The following is a 16,901-nucleotide window of genomic DNA, read 5'->3' as shown; positions in this document are numbered from 1 at the left end:
AATTCCGGTTTATTCTTAATCAGCTTGCTTGCGCAAAAACGCTGGAATATCCAGATAATCAGGCTCTTTCGTCGTTTGTGGCGTATTGTCATTAACTACCTTGGCAACAGGTTTCTGCTCTTGCTGAAGCGGAGCCATACCGTGTTGTTGGTAGCGATCCATAACTGGCTGTTGAGTCTGCTTGTTGGTCACCAGGGTGATTTCTGGACGTTTGTCCATGCCAATACCGGTTGCAACAACAGTTACACGCAGTTCGTCGTTCATCTCTGGGTCCAGAGAAGTACCGATAACCACAGTCGCGTTATCAGATGCGAACGCACGAATGGTGTTACCCACCGTTTCGAACTCATCCAGACGCAGGTCGAAGCCAGCGGTGATGTTAACCAGAACGCCACGAGCGCCGGACAGATCGATGTCTTCCAACAGCGGGCTGGAAATCGCCATTTCTGCCGCTTCTTCAGCACGGTCTTCACCACTTGCCACACCAGAGCCCATCATGGCATAACCCATTTCGGACATTACTGTGCGCACGTCAGCAAAGTCGACGTTCATCAGGCCCGGACGAGTAATCAGTTCTGCGATACCCTGCACCGCGCCTTTGAGCACATCGTTTGCTGCGCCAAAAGCGTCAAGCAAAGAAATACCACGGCCCAGTACTTTCAACAATTTGTCGTTAGGGATAGTGATCAAGGAGTCGACGTGCTTAGAGAGCTCAGCAATACCCTGCTCCGCGAATGCCATGCGCTTCTTGCCTTCAAAATTGAATGGCTTAGTCACAACAGCAACGGTCAGAATGCCCAGATCTTTAGCAACCTCTGCAACTACAGGTGCAGCACCTGTACCTGTACCACCGCCCATACCTGCAGCGATAAATACCATGTCTGCGCCTTCAAGGGCCGTACGTAACGCTTCACGGTCTTCTTCCGCAGCGGTACGACCCACTTCAGGGTTCGCTCCAGCACCCAGACCTTTGGTAATACCATTACCAATCTGGATAGTCTGGCCTACAGCAGTTTTACGTAACGCTTGAGCATCAGTATTCACTGCAAAGAATTCAACACCTTCGATGCGTTCGCGCACCATGTGTTCAACGGCATTACCGCCGCCACCACCGACGCCGATGACTTTAATCACCGCGTCGTTGGTCAGTTCCATAGGTTCAAACATAGTTTCTCTCCGTTTTGTGCCTGTCGCCTGAGACCGCTAATTTTGTCTGGTCTCTTATAAAATTTAAAACTCTTTTCTCAGCCAGCTGTTGATTCGCTTAATCCATGAGCCGACAGAGGTTCGTTTTTCCACTTCTGCTTCACCACTGAGATGTGTTTCTTTCCCGTAGTGCAGCAAGCCGACTGCTGTGGAGTAATAAGACTCCTGGGCATAATCAGTCAGGCCTGTAATATTGAGCGGCTGTCCGATACGTACTTGCGTATGGAACACCCGTTGCGCGCAAGCTGCCAGCCCTTCAATTTGCGCGGCGCCACCTGTCAGAACAATCCCAGCGGCCAGGTGGTGCTTCACACCTTGCTGACGAAGTTGTTCTTGTAACTGCAAAATCTCTTCGTTTACCAGGTTCAATAATTCGGTATAACGAGGCTCGATAACTTCAGCGAGCGTCTGGCGTTGCAGGCTACGCGGTGGACGTCCACCGACACTTGGCACTTCAACGTTTTCATCTTTACCCACCATCGAACCTAGCGCGCAGCCATGGCGCACTTTAATGGCTTCTGCGTCACTCGGTGGTGTGCCGAAGGCATAAGCGATATCGCTGGTCACCACGTTCCCTGCATAAGGGATAACTTTGGTGTGGCGCAGTGCGCCGCCAGTGTAGACCGCGATATCCATTGTACCACCACCGACATCGACTACGCAGACCCCTAATTCACGCTCATCTTCGGTCAAAACTGCGTAGCTTGCTGCAAGGCCTGCAAAGATCAGTTGGTCAACTTTCAGACCACAACGTTCAACAGCTTTGACGATGTTTTTAGCCATGTCGTTGTGGCAGGTAATCAAGTGCACTTTAGCCTGCATGCGAACACCTGATAAACCTACAGGATTTTTGATGCCTTCCTGGTAGTCAATTGCATATTCTTGCGGGATTACGTGCAAAACACGATGTTCGTCACGTACGCGTACTGACTTCGCGGTGTGAACAACGTTCTCAACGTCTTCCTGTGTCACTTCTTCTTCTGAAATCGGCACCATGCCAATCTCGTTTTGACAGCTAATATGCTTACCTGACAGCGCAAGGTAGACCGAAGATATCTGGCAGTCCGCCATTAATTCGGCCTGGTCAATCGCGCGCTGAACGCATTTCACGACTGACTCAAGATCGTTTACGCCACCTTTGTCCATACCACGCGATGGGCAACTGCCCACGCCAATAATATTGACCATACCGTCAGGCAGAACTTCCCCTACTAAAGCGGCAACCTTTGCGGTACCGATCTCCAGTCCTACTACCAGTTTTCTGTCCGTCGCCTTGATCATTGTTATTCTGCCTGTGCCTGATTCTGTTGCTGATTAGGATTAGGTTGTTCTGTTACGGGAGCAGGCTGCCAGCCTACTGCCGCGCCTGAGTCATAACGCAAGTCGACATAACTAATCCTTTTGTTGTCGGCTTGCTCTTGCTGCTGCAGAACAGGGTAAAGTTCTACAAAGCGACTCAAGCGTTTCATCGTATCGCCCCGGCCCAAGTTGAGCTTAATGCCATTATTCAACGTCAATTGCCAGGAACGACGAGCGGTCATCGCCGCTTCTTTCAACGTAAATTTATCCTTTGCCAGCACTGCGCCCATGTCGCGGAAGCCTTCCAACACTTCACCTTCACTGCCTTCTGGCCCGGATAACATAGGTAAAGTCTGCTTTGCAGAACGTTCTGCAGGAACACTAAACGAATTTCCTTGCGCATCAATCATATGCTGATCATTCCAGCGCGCGATGGGCACATATTCAACCAGATGAATCTTCAATTCGTCCGGCCACTGCTTTCTTACGCTCGCCTGCTTAATCCATGGTAAGCGTTCAATTTGCTGCTGGATGATATTCACATCCTGGGTCATAAAGGTGCCCGGGGGCCCAAGTGCCAGAATTGACTGACGAATATCATCGTTGCGGGTGTAATGACGTTCACCAGTAACCACCAACTTCGAGAGCGGCAGGCGCTGAGCATCTTCCATCCAGCCGACCACAATCCAGCCGCCGATAAATACCGTAAACAGTACTGCGCTCAGGAAAATTATCCCGGCCAGTCGCCCACCGTTACTGCGACGAGTACTGGTTTCTTCTTCTTCCTGGCGATTACGCGTATTCAGAGCTGCTTGCGACATATCAGTCTGCCAACTCCAGAATACGCACTACCAGTTGAGAGAAGGTCATCCCAGCCTGACGTGCCGCCATTGGCACCAGGCTATGGCTGGTCATACCTGGAGAGGTATTAACCTCCAGCAGATAAAACTGGCCGTCGCTATCAAGCATCACGTCTACGCGCCCCCAGCCACTGCAGCCCAAAACTTGCCAGGCTTGCAGCACTAAAGCCTGCAATTCTTGTTCGCGCTGCTCAATTAAACCGCTCGGGCAGAAATATTGTGTCTCATCAGAGAGATACTTCGCCTCATAATCATAGAAAATTCCAGCGGGTTGGATACGAATTGACGGTAATATTTCTTCGCCAAGAATCGCAACCGTGTACTCAGGGCCACTTAACCATTTTTCAATTAGCACTTCTTCGTCATGCTCAAAGGCTAATTCAAGCGCTGCAGGCAGAGCTGAAACGTTATCAACCTTAGACATACCAACGCTTGAGCCTTCACGGCTTGGCTTAACGATGACAGGCAACCCTAAGCTTGCGATGCGTTCAACTGTGGTTGCACTAATGCCCGCTTCAACGTCACGACGAGTTAGCGCAACCCACGGAGCAACCGGTAAATCAGCACCTTTCCACAGCAATTTGGTACGCAATTTATCCATAGTGACAGCAGAAGCCATCACGCTACTACCGGTGTAAGGCAACTTTAAGAATTCCAGTAATCCTTGCAGCGTTCCGTCTTCCCCACCACGACCATGTAAGGCAATAAATACTTTGTCGAACCCCTGCGCTTTTAGCTCAGTCACTGGCGTGTTTTTAGGATCAACTTCGTGCGCATCAATTCCTGCTTCTCGAAGACCCGCAAGTACTGCAGCGCCTGATTGCAATGACACCTCACGTTCAGCGGAAGTACCGCCCAGCAGGACAGCGATTTTATCAGCCATGTTGGTCTCCTTCCTTAGTGTGGGACTGCAATTTAAATTCAGCCAGGTTTCTGGCAACTTTCCCGACATTTCCTGCACCTTGCACCAGGATCAAGTCATTTCCCGACAAAACTGGTGCTAAAACGTCAGCGATCTGACTGGCATCTGGGACCAGAATCGGGTCCACTTTTCCGCGTCCACGAATGGTGCGGCAAAGTGAACGACTATCAGCACCGGGAATCGCAGCTTCACCAGCAGAATAAACGTCCAGCATCAGCAATGAATCCACTTGCGACAATACGTTAGCAAAGTCATCGTACAAATCACGGGTACGAGTGAAACGGTGTGGCTGGAAAATCATGACCAGGTTTTTATCCGGCCAGCCCGCGCGCGCCGCTTTAATGGTTGCATCGACCTCTGTCGGATGGTGACCGTAGTCATCCACCAGCATTGCGGTGCCCTCTTTGCCGTTGACCGGTGCAAGCGGATATTCGCCTAAGAAATCAAACCGGCGACCTGTCCCCTGGAAGCTTTCCAGAGCACGCAGAATGTCTGCATCATCAATGCCTTCTTCTGTTGCAACAGAAACCGCCGCAGCCGCATTTAACGCGTTGTGACGACCTGGTGCGTTCAGCGTGACATGCAGAGCAGGTTTGTCCTGGCGCACAATCGTAAAATGCCCCTGCGGGCCTTTCTGCTGATAGCTTTCAATGCGCACGTCCGCATCTTCGCTAAAACCGTACGTAGTGATTTTGCGACCTACGCGCGGCAACAACTCGCGAATAACTGGATCATCGACACACATTACGGCCAGGCCATAGAACGGTAAGTTGTGCAGGAAGTTAATAAATGTCTGCTTTAAATTCTCGAAGTCACCCTGGTAAGTATCCATGTGATCTGCTTCGATATTCGTCACCACAGAAACCATCGGTTGCAGGTGGAGGAATGACGCATCACTCTCATCTGCTTCTGCAATCAGGTAACGACTGTGACCTAAACGCGCGTGGGTTCCTGCGGCTTTCACCAAGCCACCGTTCACAAAAGTAGGATCCAGGCCTGCTTCTGCATAGATGCTGGAAACCATCGCCGTGGTGGTTGTTTTGCCGTGCGTACCGGCAATCGCAATGCCGTGACGGAAGCGCATCAACTCAGCCAACATTTCAGCACGGCGGATAACCGGGATACGGGCTTCATGAGCCGCAACAATTTCCGGGTTATCCATAGAGATTGCGGTCGAAACCACCACAACGCTCGCATCCAGCACGTTTTCCGGGCGATGGTTGAAATAAATCGTGGCGCCCAGCGCCGACAACTGTTGAGTGACCGGGTTCGGAGCCAGATCAGACCCACTAATCTGGTAACCTTCGTTAGCTAAAACTTCGGCAATACCGCCCATACCGGCGCCGCCGATGCCAACAAAGTGAATGTGCCGGACGCGACGCATCTCGGGCACGATAGAACGCAGTTTCGCCAGTTGTTGTGTATTCATTCTCTAACCTGCAGCGTCGAACGCCATTACTTCAAATATTCATGGGCAACACAGCCGCCCACAATGATTACGCCAGTGCTGCGGCGCTCACTTCTTTTGCTACCCGCTCTGTGGCATCAGGAATGGATACAGCACGCGCACGCTCGGCCATTGCCAATAACGTTGCTCTGTCCCATCCGGCGAGAGTTTGGGTAACGGCATCCACGGTAAACTGCGGTTGCTCCAGTATTTTTGCCGCTCCAGCTTTTTCCAACGGCAGCGCATTCCAGTATTGCTGCCGGTCTTTGTGCTGGAAGGGAACAAACAGTGCAGGTAACCCTGCAGCCGCGACTTCGCTAACGGTCAATGCACCGGAGCGGCAGACCACGACATCGGCCCACGCGTAGGCGGCGGCCATATCATCAATAAACTCGGTTACTTTATGCTGAGGCTGTCCTGCGTCTGCATAACCTTGCGTAACAAACTCTTCGCCACCTTTGCCACTCTGATGCCAAATGGTGACAGCATCGCCCAGGCGACCGGCAACTTGCGGAATGGTCTGGTTCAGCACGCGCGCGCCCTGAGAACCACCAACAACTAATACCCGCACAGGGCCTTCGCGCCCGGCAAAACGTTCTTGTGGCAATGGTAAAGCCAGCACATCGGTACGTACCGGGTTGCCCACTACGTCAGCATTTGGGAATGCCCCCGGAAACGCCTGCATCACTTTTTTAGCGATCTTTGACAGCCATTTGTTGGTTAACCCGGCAATACCGTTTTGCTCATGCAACACCACCGGAATACCCAGTGACCATGCCGCAAGACCACCAGGACCTGACACATAACCACCCATCCCCAGAACCACGTCCGGACGATAGGCTTTCATGATGACCCGCGCTTGACGCCAGGCATTGAAAATACGAACCGGCGCCAGCAACATTGCTTTCAGGCCTTTGCCACGCAAGCCTGAAATACGAATAAAATCGATCTCAATCCCATGCTTAGGAACTAAGTCAGCTTCCATACGATCGGCGGTTCCGAGCCAGCGTACTTGCCAGCCCTGAGCCATTAAATGATGAGCCACTGCAAGACCCGGGAACACATGCCCACCGGTCCCGCCTGCCATCACCATTAACCGCCGGGTTTGATTACTCATCGCACACCCTTCGTAAACGCCTGCGCTTTGGCCAGACGTGTTTCATGATCGATACGCAGCAACATCATGATTGCTGTAGACATAATTAATAGACTCGAACCACCGTAACTGATCAGTGGTAATGTCAGACCTTTCGTTGGCAGCATACCCGCTGCTGCACCCACGTTTACCAGTGCCTGAAAACTAAACCAGACTCCAATTGAGCAACCTAAGAAGCCCGCAAAACGCTGGTCCATTTCTAATGCACGTTTGCCAATGGACATCGCACGAAAAGCCACGAAGAATACCATCAATAAAGCTAGTACCACACCGATATATCCCAGCTCTTCTCCGATAATCGAGAAGATGAAGTCGGTATGTGCTTCTGGTAAATATTCAAGTTTTTGAACCGAGTTACCTAAGCCCTGCCCCCACAATTCGCCGCGGCCAAATGCCATCAGAGACTGTGTTAGCTGGTAACCACTACCAAATGGGTCATCCCATGGATTCCAGAATGACGTTACGCGGCGGATACGATACGGTTCAGCAAGGATCAGCAGAATAACGGCTGAGATACCCATACCGATAATCGCCAGGAACTGCCAGAGTTTGGCTCCCGCCAGGAACAGCATCGCAAGCGTAGTAACAAACAGTACAACCACCGTACCAAGGTCAGGCTGCGCCAGTAGCAGCACGGCTAATACCAGAATCACGCCCATCGGTTTGAGGAAGCCGCGCAGGTTATTACGCACTTCATCAACCTTACGAACCAGATAGTTGGCGAGATAACAGAACAACGACAGCTTAGTGAACTCAGCTGGCTGAATACGCAACGGGCCGAAAGCAATCCAACGTGAAGCACCGTTAACAGAGCTACCGACAACCAGTACAATCAACAGCATAGCGATAGAGAGTAACAGCATTGCGGTACTGTGACGCTGCCAGAAATCCATCGGCAGGCGCAATGTCACCATTGCCAGAGCAAACGCCAGAATGATGTACAACCCGTCGCGTTTCGCAAACAGGAAAGGATCATTGGCCAGGCGCTGCCCTACTGGCATAGATGCAGATGTCACCATAATGAAACCGACAGCTGCTAACCCGAAAGTCAGCCATAACAACGTGCGGTCATACATCACGATGTTATTGGAATCTGCTTCCTTGGTGCCCATCACCCAGCCTTTAAGCGCCGAACCCAACCAGGCCAGGATGGCAAATCCAGGCACGCGAGGCATACGCAGGCGAGGGAGAGATAAGCGCATCAGCCAAGCTCCTTCGCAAGTAAGGTGAATTGGTCACCACGTTGCTCAAAGTTTTTGAACTGATCGAGGCTTGCACAAGCAGGGGAAAGCAGAACCATATCACCTGTCTTGACACGAGAAGCGATTAATTTCATCGCCTGTTCCATCGTTTCAGTTTGCTCAGCAACATCCGGACGCAATGCAGCAAGTTCAGCACCATCGCGGCCAAAACAGTAAAGACGAATTGCAGAGCCTTGCAGGTATTGAGCAAGTGAAGAGAAATCAGCAGATTTGCCGTCACCCCCTAACAACAGATGCAGCGCACCTTCAACTTTCAAGCCATTTAGCGCCGCTTCAGTGCTGCCAACATTGGTTGCTTTAGAATCGTTAATCCAGCGCACGCCGTTACGTTCCCAGGCAAGCTGGAAGCGATGAGCAAGACCGGTAAATGTTGTAAGTGCTTTTAGGCTGCTGGAGCGCGGAAGTTTTACTGCATCAGCCAGCGCAAGTGCAGCAAGTGCGTTGGTGTAGTTATGACGACCAACCACTTTCATTTCTTTGGTGTTCAGTATTTTCTCGCCTTTCACCCGCAGCCAGGTATCGCCTTGCTGGTGATTAAGGTGATAGTCACCTACGTCTACGCCAAAGCTGATGCAGCGTTCATCTGCACCACGCACAGGCATCGTCAGCGCATCATCGGCGTTGACTACACAAACAGCGGCGTTTTCATAAACACGTAATTTGGCTGCACGATACTGCTGCAGACCAAACGGATACCTGTCCATATGGTCTTCAGTGACGTTAAGAATCGTCGCTGCAGCAGCTTTCAGGCTAAAGGTGGTTTCTAACTGAAAGCTGGATAACTCAAGCACGTAAAGCTCACGATTTGGCTCCAGCAGCATTAACGCGGGCAGGCCGATATTTCCACCGACACCCACATTCACACCAGCTGCTTTAGCCATTTCACCGACTAAAGTGGTGACAGTGCTTTTACCATTCGAGCCAGTAATCGCCACAATCGGAGCTTGTGCTTCGCGGCAAAAGAGTTCGATATCACCCACAATTTCAACACCGGCATCTGCCGCACGGGTCAAAGCAGGATGGGCTACGGCGATACCAGGGCTGGCAATAATCAAGTCAGCCGCTAACAACCAGTCTTCGTTGAGTGAGCCAGTATGTCGCGCCACCGATTCAGGCAATTTCTCAAGACCCGGCGGTGAAATGCGGGTGTCCATCACACGTGGTGTAACACCACGCGCAAGGAAAAAGTCCACGCAGGACAGGCCCGTGAGGCCTAATCCGATAATGACGACATTTTTACCCTGGTAATCAGTCATAGTTAACGCACCTTCAGGGTAGCCAGGCCAATCAGGACCAGCATCAGCGAAATAATCCAGAAGCGCACAATGACTCGCGGCTCCGGCCAACCTTTCAATTCATAATGGTGATGAATTGGGGCCATGCGGAAAATGCGCTGCCCGCGCAATTTGAAGGAGCCGACTTGCAAGATGACCGATAGCGTTTCAACCACAAACACGCCGCCCATGATTACCAGCAGGAATTCCTGACGCAGCAGTACAGCGATTGTTCCGAGCGCACCGCCCAGAGCTAATGAACCCACATCGCCCATAAATACCTGCGCCGGGTAGGTGTTGAACCATAAGAAACCAAGCCCCGCACCAACAATCGCCGTACAGACGATGACCAGTTCCCCGGCATGACGTAGATAAGGAATATGCAGATACTCTGCAAACTTAATGTTACCAGTCGCCCACGCAACCAGCGCAAAACCTGATGCCACCAGCACGGTTGGCATAATCGCCAACCCATCCAGGCCATCAGTCAGGTTTACTGCGTTACCAGTGCCGACGATAACAAAGTACGCCAACAGCACGTAGAAAAGACCAAGCTGCGGCATTACATCTTTAAAGAACGGCACAACCAGCTCGGTGGCTGGCGTTCCTTTTCCTACGCTGTACATCGTGAAAGCTACAGCCAGCGCGATGACCGACATCCAGAAGTATTTCCATCGTGCAATCAGACCTTTAGTGTCTTTACGCACCACTTTGCGGTAGTCATCGATAAAGCCAATCACCCCGTAACCGATCAGCACGAACAACACACACCAGACATAAGGATTTGATGGATATGCCCACATCAACACGGAGATAACGATAGAAGTCAGGATCATAATCCCGCCCATCGTTGGTGTACCGCGTTTGCTGAAGTGAGATTCCGGGCCGTCGTTACGCACAACCTGGCCGAAGGAGAGTTGCTGCAAACGAGCAATCATACGCGGCCCCATCCATAACGAGATGAACAGAGCAGTCAGCAGGCTGACAATGGCGCGAAACGTCAGATAGGAAAAGACGTTAAAGCCGGAATAATATTTGACCAAGTGTTCGGCCAGCCAAACTAACATGTTCCATTCTCCTGTAATGCGTGTACTACCTGTTCCATGGCGGCACTACGTGAACCCTTCACTAAAATGGTAATCATTGAATGCTCAGCGAGTAGCGCCCTCAGGCGCATAATTAAAGAAGGCTTATCGGTAAAATGTTCGCCAACTTCAGAGGCGGTACTGATTGTTTCGCTCAGTGTGCCCACACTTAGTACGCAATCAATGCCTGACGCTTTTGCTGCTTCACCCACCTGACGATGGCATTCAACAGACTCTGCACCCAACTCACCCATATCACCGACCACCATCACGCGGTAACCCGGCATTTCAGACAGCACCTGTGCTGCAGCGGTCATCGACCCCACATTGGCGTTGTAACTGTCGTCGAGGAGCAATTGGTTTTCAGAAAGTTGAATCGGGAACAGACGCCCGGGAACGGCTTTAAGACCTGCCAGGCCGGTTTTAACCGCTTCCAGAGAAGCACCCACTGACATCGCAAGTGAGGCCGCAGCCAGCGCATTAGCAATGTTATGGCGGCCAGGAAGTGGGAGCGTAACATCAACGTCACCCATTGGTGTTTTGATGGTGAAATCGGTGCCATGCGCAGTAATGTGCACATTGGTTGCAGTAAAATCACTGCCTGTGGCATTAGGTGAAAAACGCCATACTTTGCGCTCACCAATCACTTCCTGCCAGTTCAGCCAATCATTGTTATCTGCGTTGAGAATAGCGATGCCGTTCTCAGGCAAACCAGTGAAGATTTCACCTTTTGCTTTCGCCACACCGGCAAGCGACCCAAACCCTTCCAGGTGTGCAGCTGCCAGGTTATTGACCAACGCAGCTTCCGGGCGCGTGATGTTCACAGTCCAGGCGATTTCACCCTGGTGATTCGCACCGAGCTCAATAACCGCATATTCATGTTCTGGCGTCAGGCGTAACAACGTCATTGGCACGCCAATATCGTTATTCAGATTGCCAGCGGTATATAAGGTGTTACCACACTCACGCAAAATAGCTGCGGTCATCTCTTTTACAGAGGTTTTGCCGGAAGAACCGGTTAGCGCGACAATACGTGTTGGAACTTGCTGACGTACCCAGGCGGCGAGCTCGCCAAATGCCTGATGCGTATCGGCCACGACTAGCTGTGGAACATTGATAGCTAACTTGCGGCTAACCAATAACGCCCCTGCCCCACCCTTCACGGCATCTTGCGCAAAGTCATGAGCATCAAAACGCTCACCTTTCAGTGCGACGAACAGACAGCCCTGCGTTAATTTGCGCGTGTCGGTAGTGACATCAATGATATCAGCATCAGCACCATGCAACTCTCCCTTCAGGACAGTGGCAAGTTGGCTCAAGGAAACGCGGATCATGCCACAACCCCCAACAGACGGGCGACAGTGACACGGTCGGAGTAGTCCAGACGGCGTACACCCACAATTTGATAATCCTCATGACCTTTCCCGGCCACCAGAACCACATCATTCTCTTGCGCTTGCATAACTGCGTTAGTGACAGCTTCGGCACGGCCTGAAAGTACATGTACACGACCAGCATCCAGCATACCGACAAGAATATCGGCAACGATCGCTTTTGGCTCTTCAGTGCGAGGGTTGTCATCGGTAACAACAACAACATCGGCATACTGTTCAGCGATACCACCCATAATTGGGCGCTTACCTTTATCACGGTCACCGCCGCAGCCGAAGACACACCACAGCTTGCCGCTACAATGTAAACGAGCTGCCTGCAGGGCTTTTTCCAGCGCATCTGGCGTATGGGCATAATCCACTACAACCGTCGGCTTACCAGGAGCTGCGAAAACTTCCATGCGACCGCAAACAGGTTGCAGGCTCGGAGCCGTTTTCAGCAATTCTTCGAGTGAGTAATCCAGCACTAACAGAGTGGCCAGCGCTAACAACAAGTTGCTGACGTTGAAAGCCCCCATCAGGCGGCTTTCGATTTCACCATCGCCCCATGAAGAGCTGAACTGGATAGTGGCCCCACCATCGTGATAATGCACGTTGGTTGCTTTCATCCAACGGCCACGACAGCCAGGCTGTAAATTATCTTCCATCGTAACGGCAACAGCGTCAGGCAAACGCGCTAACCAATTGCGTCCGACTTCATCATCAGCATTGATAACCGCATGCCCGTAATCATGTTCTGAGAACAGCAGCCATTTGGCGGCTTCATAGCCTGCCATATCACCGTGGTAATCAAGATGATCGCGGCTGAGATTGGTGAATACGCTGGCGGCAAATTTCAATGCGGAAACACGATGCTGAACCAACCCGTGTGAGGAAACTTCCATCGCTGCAAAGCTCGCGCCTTCATCAGCCAGGGCCGCCAGCACGTGCTGCACGTCGACTGCAGAACCAGTGGTGTTTTCGGTAGGTTTCACATTTCCGAGTAAACCGTTACCCACAGTACCCATAACGGCACTGGTTTCGCCCAACAGCTGGCTCCACTGCGCGAGCAACTGAGCGGTCGTGGTTTTGCCATTTGTGCCCGTTACGCCAACCAGGCGTAATGCACTTGAGGGTTCGTTGTAAAAACGCCCAGCCAAAGCAGAAAGTCGTTGATGCAATTGGCTCAGATAAATAACCGGCACACCGTGCATTTCACGGATTTCGCCATCTACTGCTTCGCCTTCAGCTTCAGCAACGATAGCGGCTACACCTTGCGCTATTGCCTGCGGGATATATCGACGCCCGTCCGCCTGATGACCGACTATAGCCACAAAAAGGTCGCCCGATGCCGCCACGCGGCTATCGAGTGTCATTTCTCGCAGAGCTCTCTCCGGCGCTTGCGGCACCCACGGAGCAAGAAGGTCGCGCAAATTACGATCTGCCACCTGATCCCTCATTTTGATTGATTACAAATTCACTTTTTTCACCTGTCGCCAGAGCATCCGGTTCGATATTCATGGTGCGCAGAACGCCGCCCATAATGGCACCGAACACAGGTGCAGAGACGGCACCACCGTAATATTTCCCTGCTTGTGGGTCGTTAATCACCACAACCAGCGCAAATCGAGGGTTACTTGCTGGCGCTACGCCTGCGGTGTAAGCAATGTATTTGTTGACGTATTTTCCGTCCGGACCGACTTTTTTCGCCGTACCGGTCTTAATTGCAATGCGGTAGCCTTTGATGGCGGCTTTAACACCACCACCACCAGGCAATGCCACACTTTCCATCATATGAACGACGGTACGAACCAACTGTTCAGGGAAAATACGTTCACCTGGAACCGGTGGATCAACCTTCGTAATCGACAGTGGGCGATACACGCCGTAGCTGCCAATCGTTGCGTAGACTCGCGCTAACTGTAACGGGGTTACCATTAGCCCGTAGCCGAAAGAGAAGGTGGCCCTCTCTATGTCAGACCACCGTTGTTTTTGCGGATATAAGCCACTGCGTTCTCCGACCAGCCCCAAGTTGGTCGCTTTTCCCAATCCAAAACGTGAGTAAGTATCTACCAACGCTGAGGAGGGCATCGCTAACGCCAGTTTAGAAACCCCGACGTTACTCGACTTCTGTAGCACCCCGGTAAGGGTCAATTCGCTGTAGCGCGCCACATCTTTGATCTCATGACCATTAATGCGGTACGGCACGGTATTCAGAACTGTATTCTCACGTACCACGCCACGTTGCAGCGCAGTCATGACCACCATAGGTTTCACTGTCGAACCCGGCTCGAAAACGTCCGTAATGGTACGGTTACGCATCACGTCTTTCGGGGTTCCGCTTAAATTATTTGGGTTATAGGATGGGCTGTTCGCCATCGCTAATACTTCACCCGTGCTGACATCCACCAACACCGCACTACCTGATTCTGCTTTGTTGAAAGCCACCGCGTTGTTGAGTTCGCGATAAACCAGAGCCTGCAAGCGTTCGTCAATGCTCAAAGCCAGGTTATGAGCGGCCTGGCTATCGGTTGAAGAAATATCTTCAATAACACGCCCGAAACGGTCTTTACGCACGACGCGCTCGCCCGGTTGGCCGGTCAGCCATTTGTCGAAGCTTTTTTCAACGCCCTCGATACCCTGGCTATCTACGTTAGTGAAGCCAATGAGGTGAGCGGTTACTTCGCCTGAAGGGTAGTAGCGGCGAGATTCCTGGCGTAAATGAATGCCGGGAAGTTTCAGTTTTTTGATGTAATCGCCAATATCAGGGTTTACCTGACGAGCGAGATAAATAAATCGGCCTTTCGGGTTGCTGTTAACACGGGAGGCTAGTTGGTCAAGAGGGATTTTCAGAGCATCCGCCAGCGCTTTCCAGCGGTTGTCCAGCGTAATACCACCTGCATCATGCAGCTCTTTCGGGTCGGCCCAAATCGCATTCACCGGCACGCTTACTGCCAATGGGCGACCAGCGCGATCGCTAATCATGCCACGAGAAGTAGAGACTTCCTGCACACGCAAAGAGCGCATGTCTCCCTGGCGAACCAGCATATCTGGCGCAATGATTTGCAGCCAGGCAACGCGCCCCAGCAAGAAAACCAGCGCCAGCAAAATGCAACCGCAAAGCAACGCAAAACGCCAACTTACAAAGTTGGCCTGTTCTTCCTGGCGTTTCGGTTTAAGCGTTTTTGCCGCTGCTCTCATCTGCCACGCGATTCCTTATTGCTGAACTACAATGTTTTCCTGCGATGGGTCAACATGCTGCAATTGCAGCTTTTCCGTTGCGACCCGCTCCACCCGGCTATGATCGCCCAGTGCATTTTCTTCCAAAATCAGATTTCGCCATTCGATATCCAGCGCATCACGTTCCACAACCATTTGCTCACGCTGAGCGGTAAGCAGACGGGTGTGGTGAGCGGTTGTCACAACAAAAATGGCGGTAACGATAATGGCGATGAACAAGATCAGCGGTAGTTTCCCATGACGCAGCAAATCACCACCAATCACTGTTGGTAATGCATGCCGCTCGCCACTGCTTAACTGGCCAGTAACTTTATTCAGGGCTTCTGCCACTCTGCTGATCATGCGTTCGTCCTTTCAGCGATGCGCAGAACCGAACTACGCGCGCGCGGGTTTTCCGCCACTTCTTCATCGCCTGGCATCATTTTGCCAATTGATTTTAAATATCTGCCACCAAGCTTATTCAACTGGGCTTCAGTCATTGGGATACCGGCCGGAACCTGTGGTCCACGGGTGTTTTCACGCATAAAGCGCTTAACAATTCGGTCTTCCAGAGAGTGGAAACTGATAATTGACAGGCGGCCACCCGTTGCGAGCGTTTCAATCGAGCCTTTCAGTGCCTTTTCGATCTCATCAAGTTCGCTGTTGATCCAGATACGAATTGCCTGGAAAGTACGCGTGGCCGGGTGTTTGAATTTGTCTTTAACCGGCATTGCTGCTGCTACAACCGTCGCAAGTTCTTTAGTGCGTGTCATTGGCTGTTCGCGGTTGCGCTCGATAATGGCGCGCGCAATACGTTTGCCGAACTTTTCTTCGCCGAAGGTTTTAATCACCCAGGCGATATCTGCTTCTTCAGCACTGAGCAACCATTCGGCAGCTGACTGGCCACGAGTCGGGTCCATACGCATATCCAACGGGCCATCACGCATAAACGAGAAGCCGCGTTCTGCATCATCGAGTTGCGGGGAAGAAACGCCAAGATCCAACAGGATGCCGTCAATTTTTCCCAGCAAGTCGCGTTCGCGTGCGTATTCAGCTAATTCAGAGAAAGGCCCATGAATGATAGAGAAGCGCGGATCATCAATTGCCCTGGCAGCCTCAATCGCTTGAGGATCACGGTCGATTGCCAACAGGCGCCCTTCTGGTCCCAGTTGGGAAAGAATCAGGCGAGAGTGACCACCGCGGCCAAACGTGCCATCAATGTAGATGCCATCCTGACGAATGTTGAGACCATTCACGGCCTCATCAAGCAGGACTGAAGTATGTTTAAAATTTTCCATCATTATTTATAGTGACAAGTCCTGCAGACGGTCCGACAAGGTGGTTGTCGTAGCCTGCTCAGCGTCGATGTCTTCCTTGACCTGTTGATGCCAGGTCGTTTCATCCCACAGTTCAAACTTATTGAACTGCCCAACCAGCATCACTTCTTTGGTTAGCCCGGCATATTGGCGCAAAACAGGTGCTAGCAATAATCGCCCGGCGCTATCCATCTGACATTCGCTGGCATGCCCCAGTAATAATCGCTGCACGCGACGCTCAACAGGGTTCATGCTCGACAGACGAGCTAGCTTTTGTTCAATAATTTCCCACTCGGGAAGGGTATAAAGCAGCAGGCATGGGTGATGGATGTCGATGGTACAAACCATCTGACCTTCAGAGGTTTCGACAAGCGCATCCCGGTAACGGGTAGGTACGGCAAGCCGCCCTTTGCTGTCGAGATTGACTAATGTTGCCCCACGGAACATGCCAGCCTCACCCTTAAATTCCCCTTTCCACCACTTTG

Annotated in this window: 15 protein-coding genes; all 15 read right to left on the bottom strand. The window is 51.7% G+C overall.

Annotated elements, in window-relative coordinates; genetic code table 11:
- Window positions 1-15 precede the first annotated feature (15 nt).
- A complete protein-coding gene (ftsZ, locus tag M977_RS14345; protein ID WP_064516198.1) occupies window positions 16-1,167 on the bottom strand; it encodes a cell division protein FtsZ in 1,152 nt (383 codons plus the stop codon).
- A 63-nt stretch (window positions 1,168-1,230) separates the two neighbouring features.
- Window positions 1,231-2,487 (bottom strand): cell division protein FtsA, encoded by a 1,257-nt coding sequence (ftsA, locus tag M977_RS14340; RefSeq protein ID WP_064516196.1) that lies wholly within the window; start codon window positions 2,485-2,487, stop codon window positions 1,231-1,233.
- 2 nt (window positions 2,488-2,489) lie between these two features.
- Window positions 2,490-3,326, bottom strand: coding sequence for a cell division protein FtsQ (gene ftsQ / locus M977_RS14335; RefSeq protein ID WP_064516194.1), 837 nt, complete (start codon window positions 3,324-3,326; stop codon window positions 2,490-2,492).
- A 1-nt stretch (window position 3,327) separates the two neighbouring features.
- The gene (locus tag M977_RS14330) at window positions 3,328-4,248 is read right to left on the bottom strand and encodes a D-alanine--D-alanine ligase (RefSeq protein WP_064516192.1); all 921 of its coding nucleotides are present in this window, start codon (window positions 4,246-4,248) and stop codon (window positions 3,328-3,330) included.
- Complete coding sequence (gene murC / locus M977_RS14325) at window positions 4,241-5,716, bottom strand: UDP-N-acetylmuramate--L-alanine ligase (RefSeq protein ID WP_064516190.1); 1,476 nt, start codon at window positions 5,714-5,716, stop codon at window positions 4,241-4,243. The genes M977_RS14330 and murC overlap by 8 nt, the downstream gene beginning before the upstream one ends.
- Before the next feature lie 67 nt (window positions 5,717-5,783).
- Window positions 5,784-6,851: an undecaprenyldiphospho-muramoylpentapeptide beta-N-acetylglucosaminyltransferase gene (murG, locus tag M977_RS14320; RefSeq protein WP_064516188.1), complete on the bottom strand. Its 1,068-nt coding sequence runs from the start codon at window positions 6,849-6,851 to the stop codon at window positions 5,784-5,786.
- Complete coding sequence (gene ftsW, locus M977_RS14315) at window positions 6,848-8,092, bottom strand: cell division protein FtsW (RefSeq protein WP_064516187.1); 1,245 nt, start codon at window positions 8,090-8,092, stop codon at window positions 6,848-6,850. Before ftsW ends, murG begins: the two co-directional genes overlap by 4 nt.
- Window positions 8,092-9,408 carry a UDP-N-acetylmuramoyl-L-alanine--D-glutamate ligase gene (gene murD / locus M977_RS14310; protein WP_064516185.1) on the bottom strand — a complete coding sequence of 439 codons (1,317 nt, stop codon included), beginning with the start codon at window positions 9,406-9,408 and terminating at the stop codon, window positions 8,092-8,094. Before murD ends, ftsW begins: the two co-directional genes overlap by 1 nt.
- A gap of 2 nt (window positions 9,409-9,410) precedes the next feature.
- Window positions 9,411-10,493, bottom strand: a complete 1,083-nt coding sequence (gene mraY, locus M977_RS14305; RefSeq protein WP_034460947.1) for a phospho-N-acetylmuramoyl-pentapeptide-transferase — start codon at window positions 10,491-10,493, stop codon at window positions 9,411-9,413.
- Window positions 10,487-11,845 (bottom strand): UDP-N-acetylmuramoyl-tripeptide--D-alanyl-D-alanine ligase, encoded by a 1,359-nt coding sequence (gene murF / locus M977_RS14300; RefSeq protein ID WP_064516183.1) that lies wholly within the window; start codon window positions 11,843-11,845, stop codon window positions 10,487-10,489. The genes mraY and murF overlap by 7 nt, the downstream gene beginning before the upstream one ends.
- Window positions 11,842-13,329: a UDP-N-acetylmuramoyl-L-alanyl-D-glutamate--2,6-diaminopimelate ligase gene (gene murE / locus M977_RS14295; protein ID WP_064516181.1), complete on the bottom strand. Its 1,488-nt coding sequence runs from the start codon at window positions 13,327-13,329 to the stop codon at window positions 11,842-11,844. Before murE ends, murF begins: the two co-directional genes overlap by 4 nt.
- Complete coding sequence (locus tag M977_RS14290; RefSeq protein ID WP_064516179.1) at window positions 13,316-15,082, bottom strand: peptidoglycan glycosyltransferase FtsI; 1,767 nt, start codon at window positions 15,080-15,082, stop codon at window positions 13,316-13,318. The genes murE and M977_RS14290 overlap by 14 nt, the downstream gene beginning before the upstream one ends.
- A gap of 15 nt (window positions 15,083-15,097) precedes the next feature.
- The gene (gene ftsL / locus M977_RS14285; protein WP_064516177.1) at window positions 15,098-15,463 is read right to left on the bottom strand and encodes a cell division protein FtsL; all 366 of its coding nucleotides are present in this window, start codon (window positions 15,461-15,463) and stop codon (window positions 15,098-15,100) included.
- Complete coding sequence (gene rsmH / locus M977_RS14280) at window positions 15,460-16,401, bottom strand: 16S rRNA (cytosine(1402)-N(4))-methyltransferase RsmH (RefSeq protein WP_064516175.1); 942 nt, start codon at window positions 16,399-16,401, stop codon at window positions 15,460-15,462. Before rsmH ends, ftsL begins: the two co-directional genes overlap by 4 nt.
- Before the next feature lie 3 nt (window positions 16,402-16,404).
- A complete protein-coding gene (gene mraZ / locus M977_RS14275) occupies window positions 16,405-16,863 on the bottom strand; it encodes a division/cell wall cluster transcriptional repressor MraZ (protein WP_064516173.1) in 459 nt (152 codons plus the stop codon).
- Window positions 16,864-16,901 lie beyond the last annotated feature (38 nt).

This window comes from Buttiauxella gaviniae ATCC 51604, assembly GCF_001654835.1.
Classification (GTDB): Bacteria; Pseudomonadota; Gammaproteobacteria; order Enterobacterales; family Enterobacteriaceae; genus Buttiauxella; species Buttiauxella gaviniae.
The sequence above is the reverse complement of the archived record's forward strand: the minus strand, read 5'-3'. Positions and strand labels throughout refer to the sequence as shown.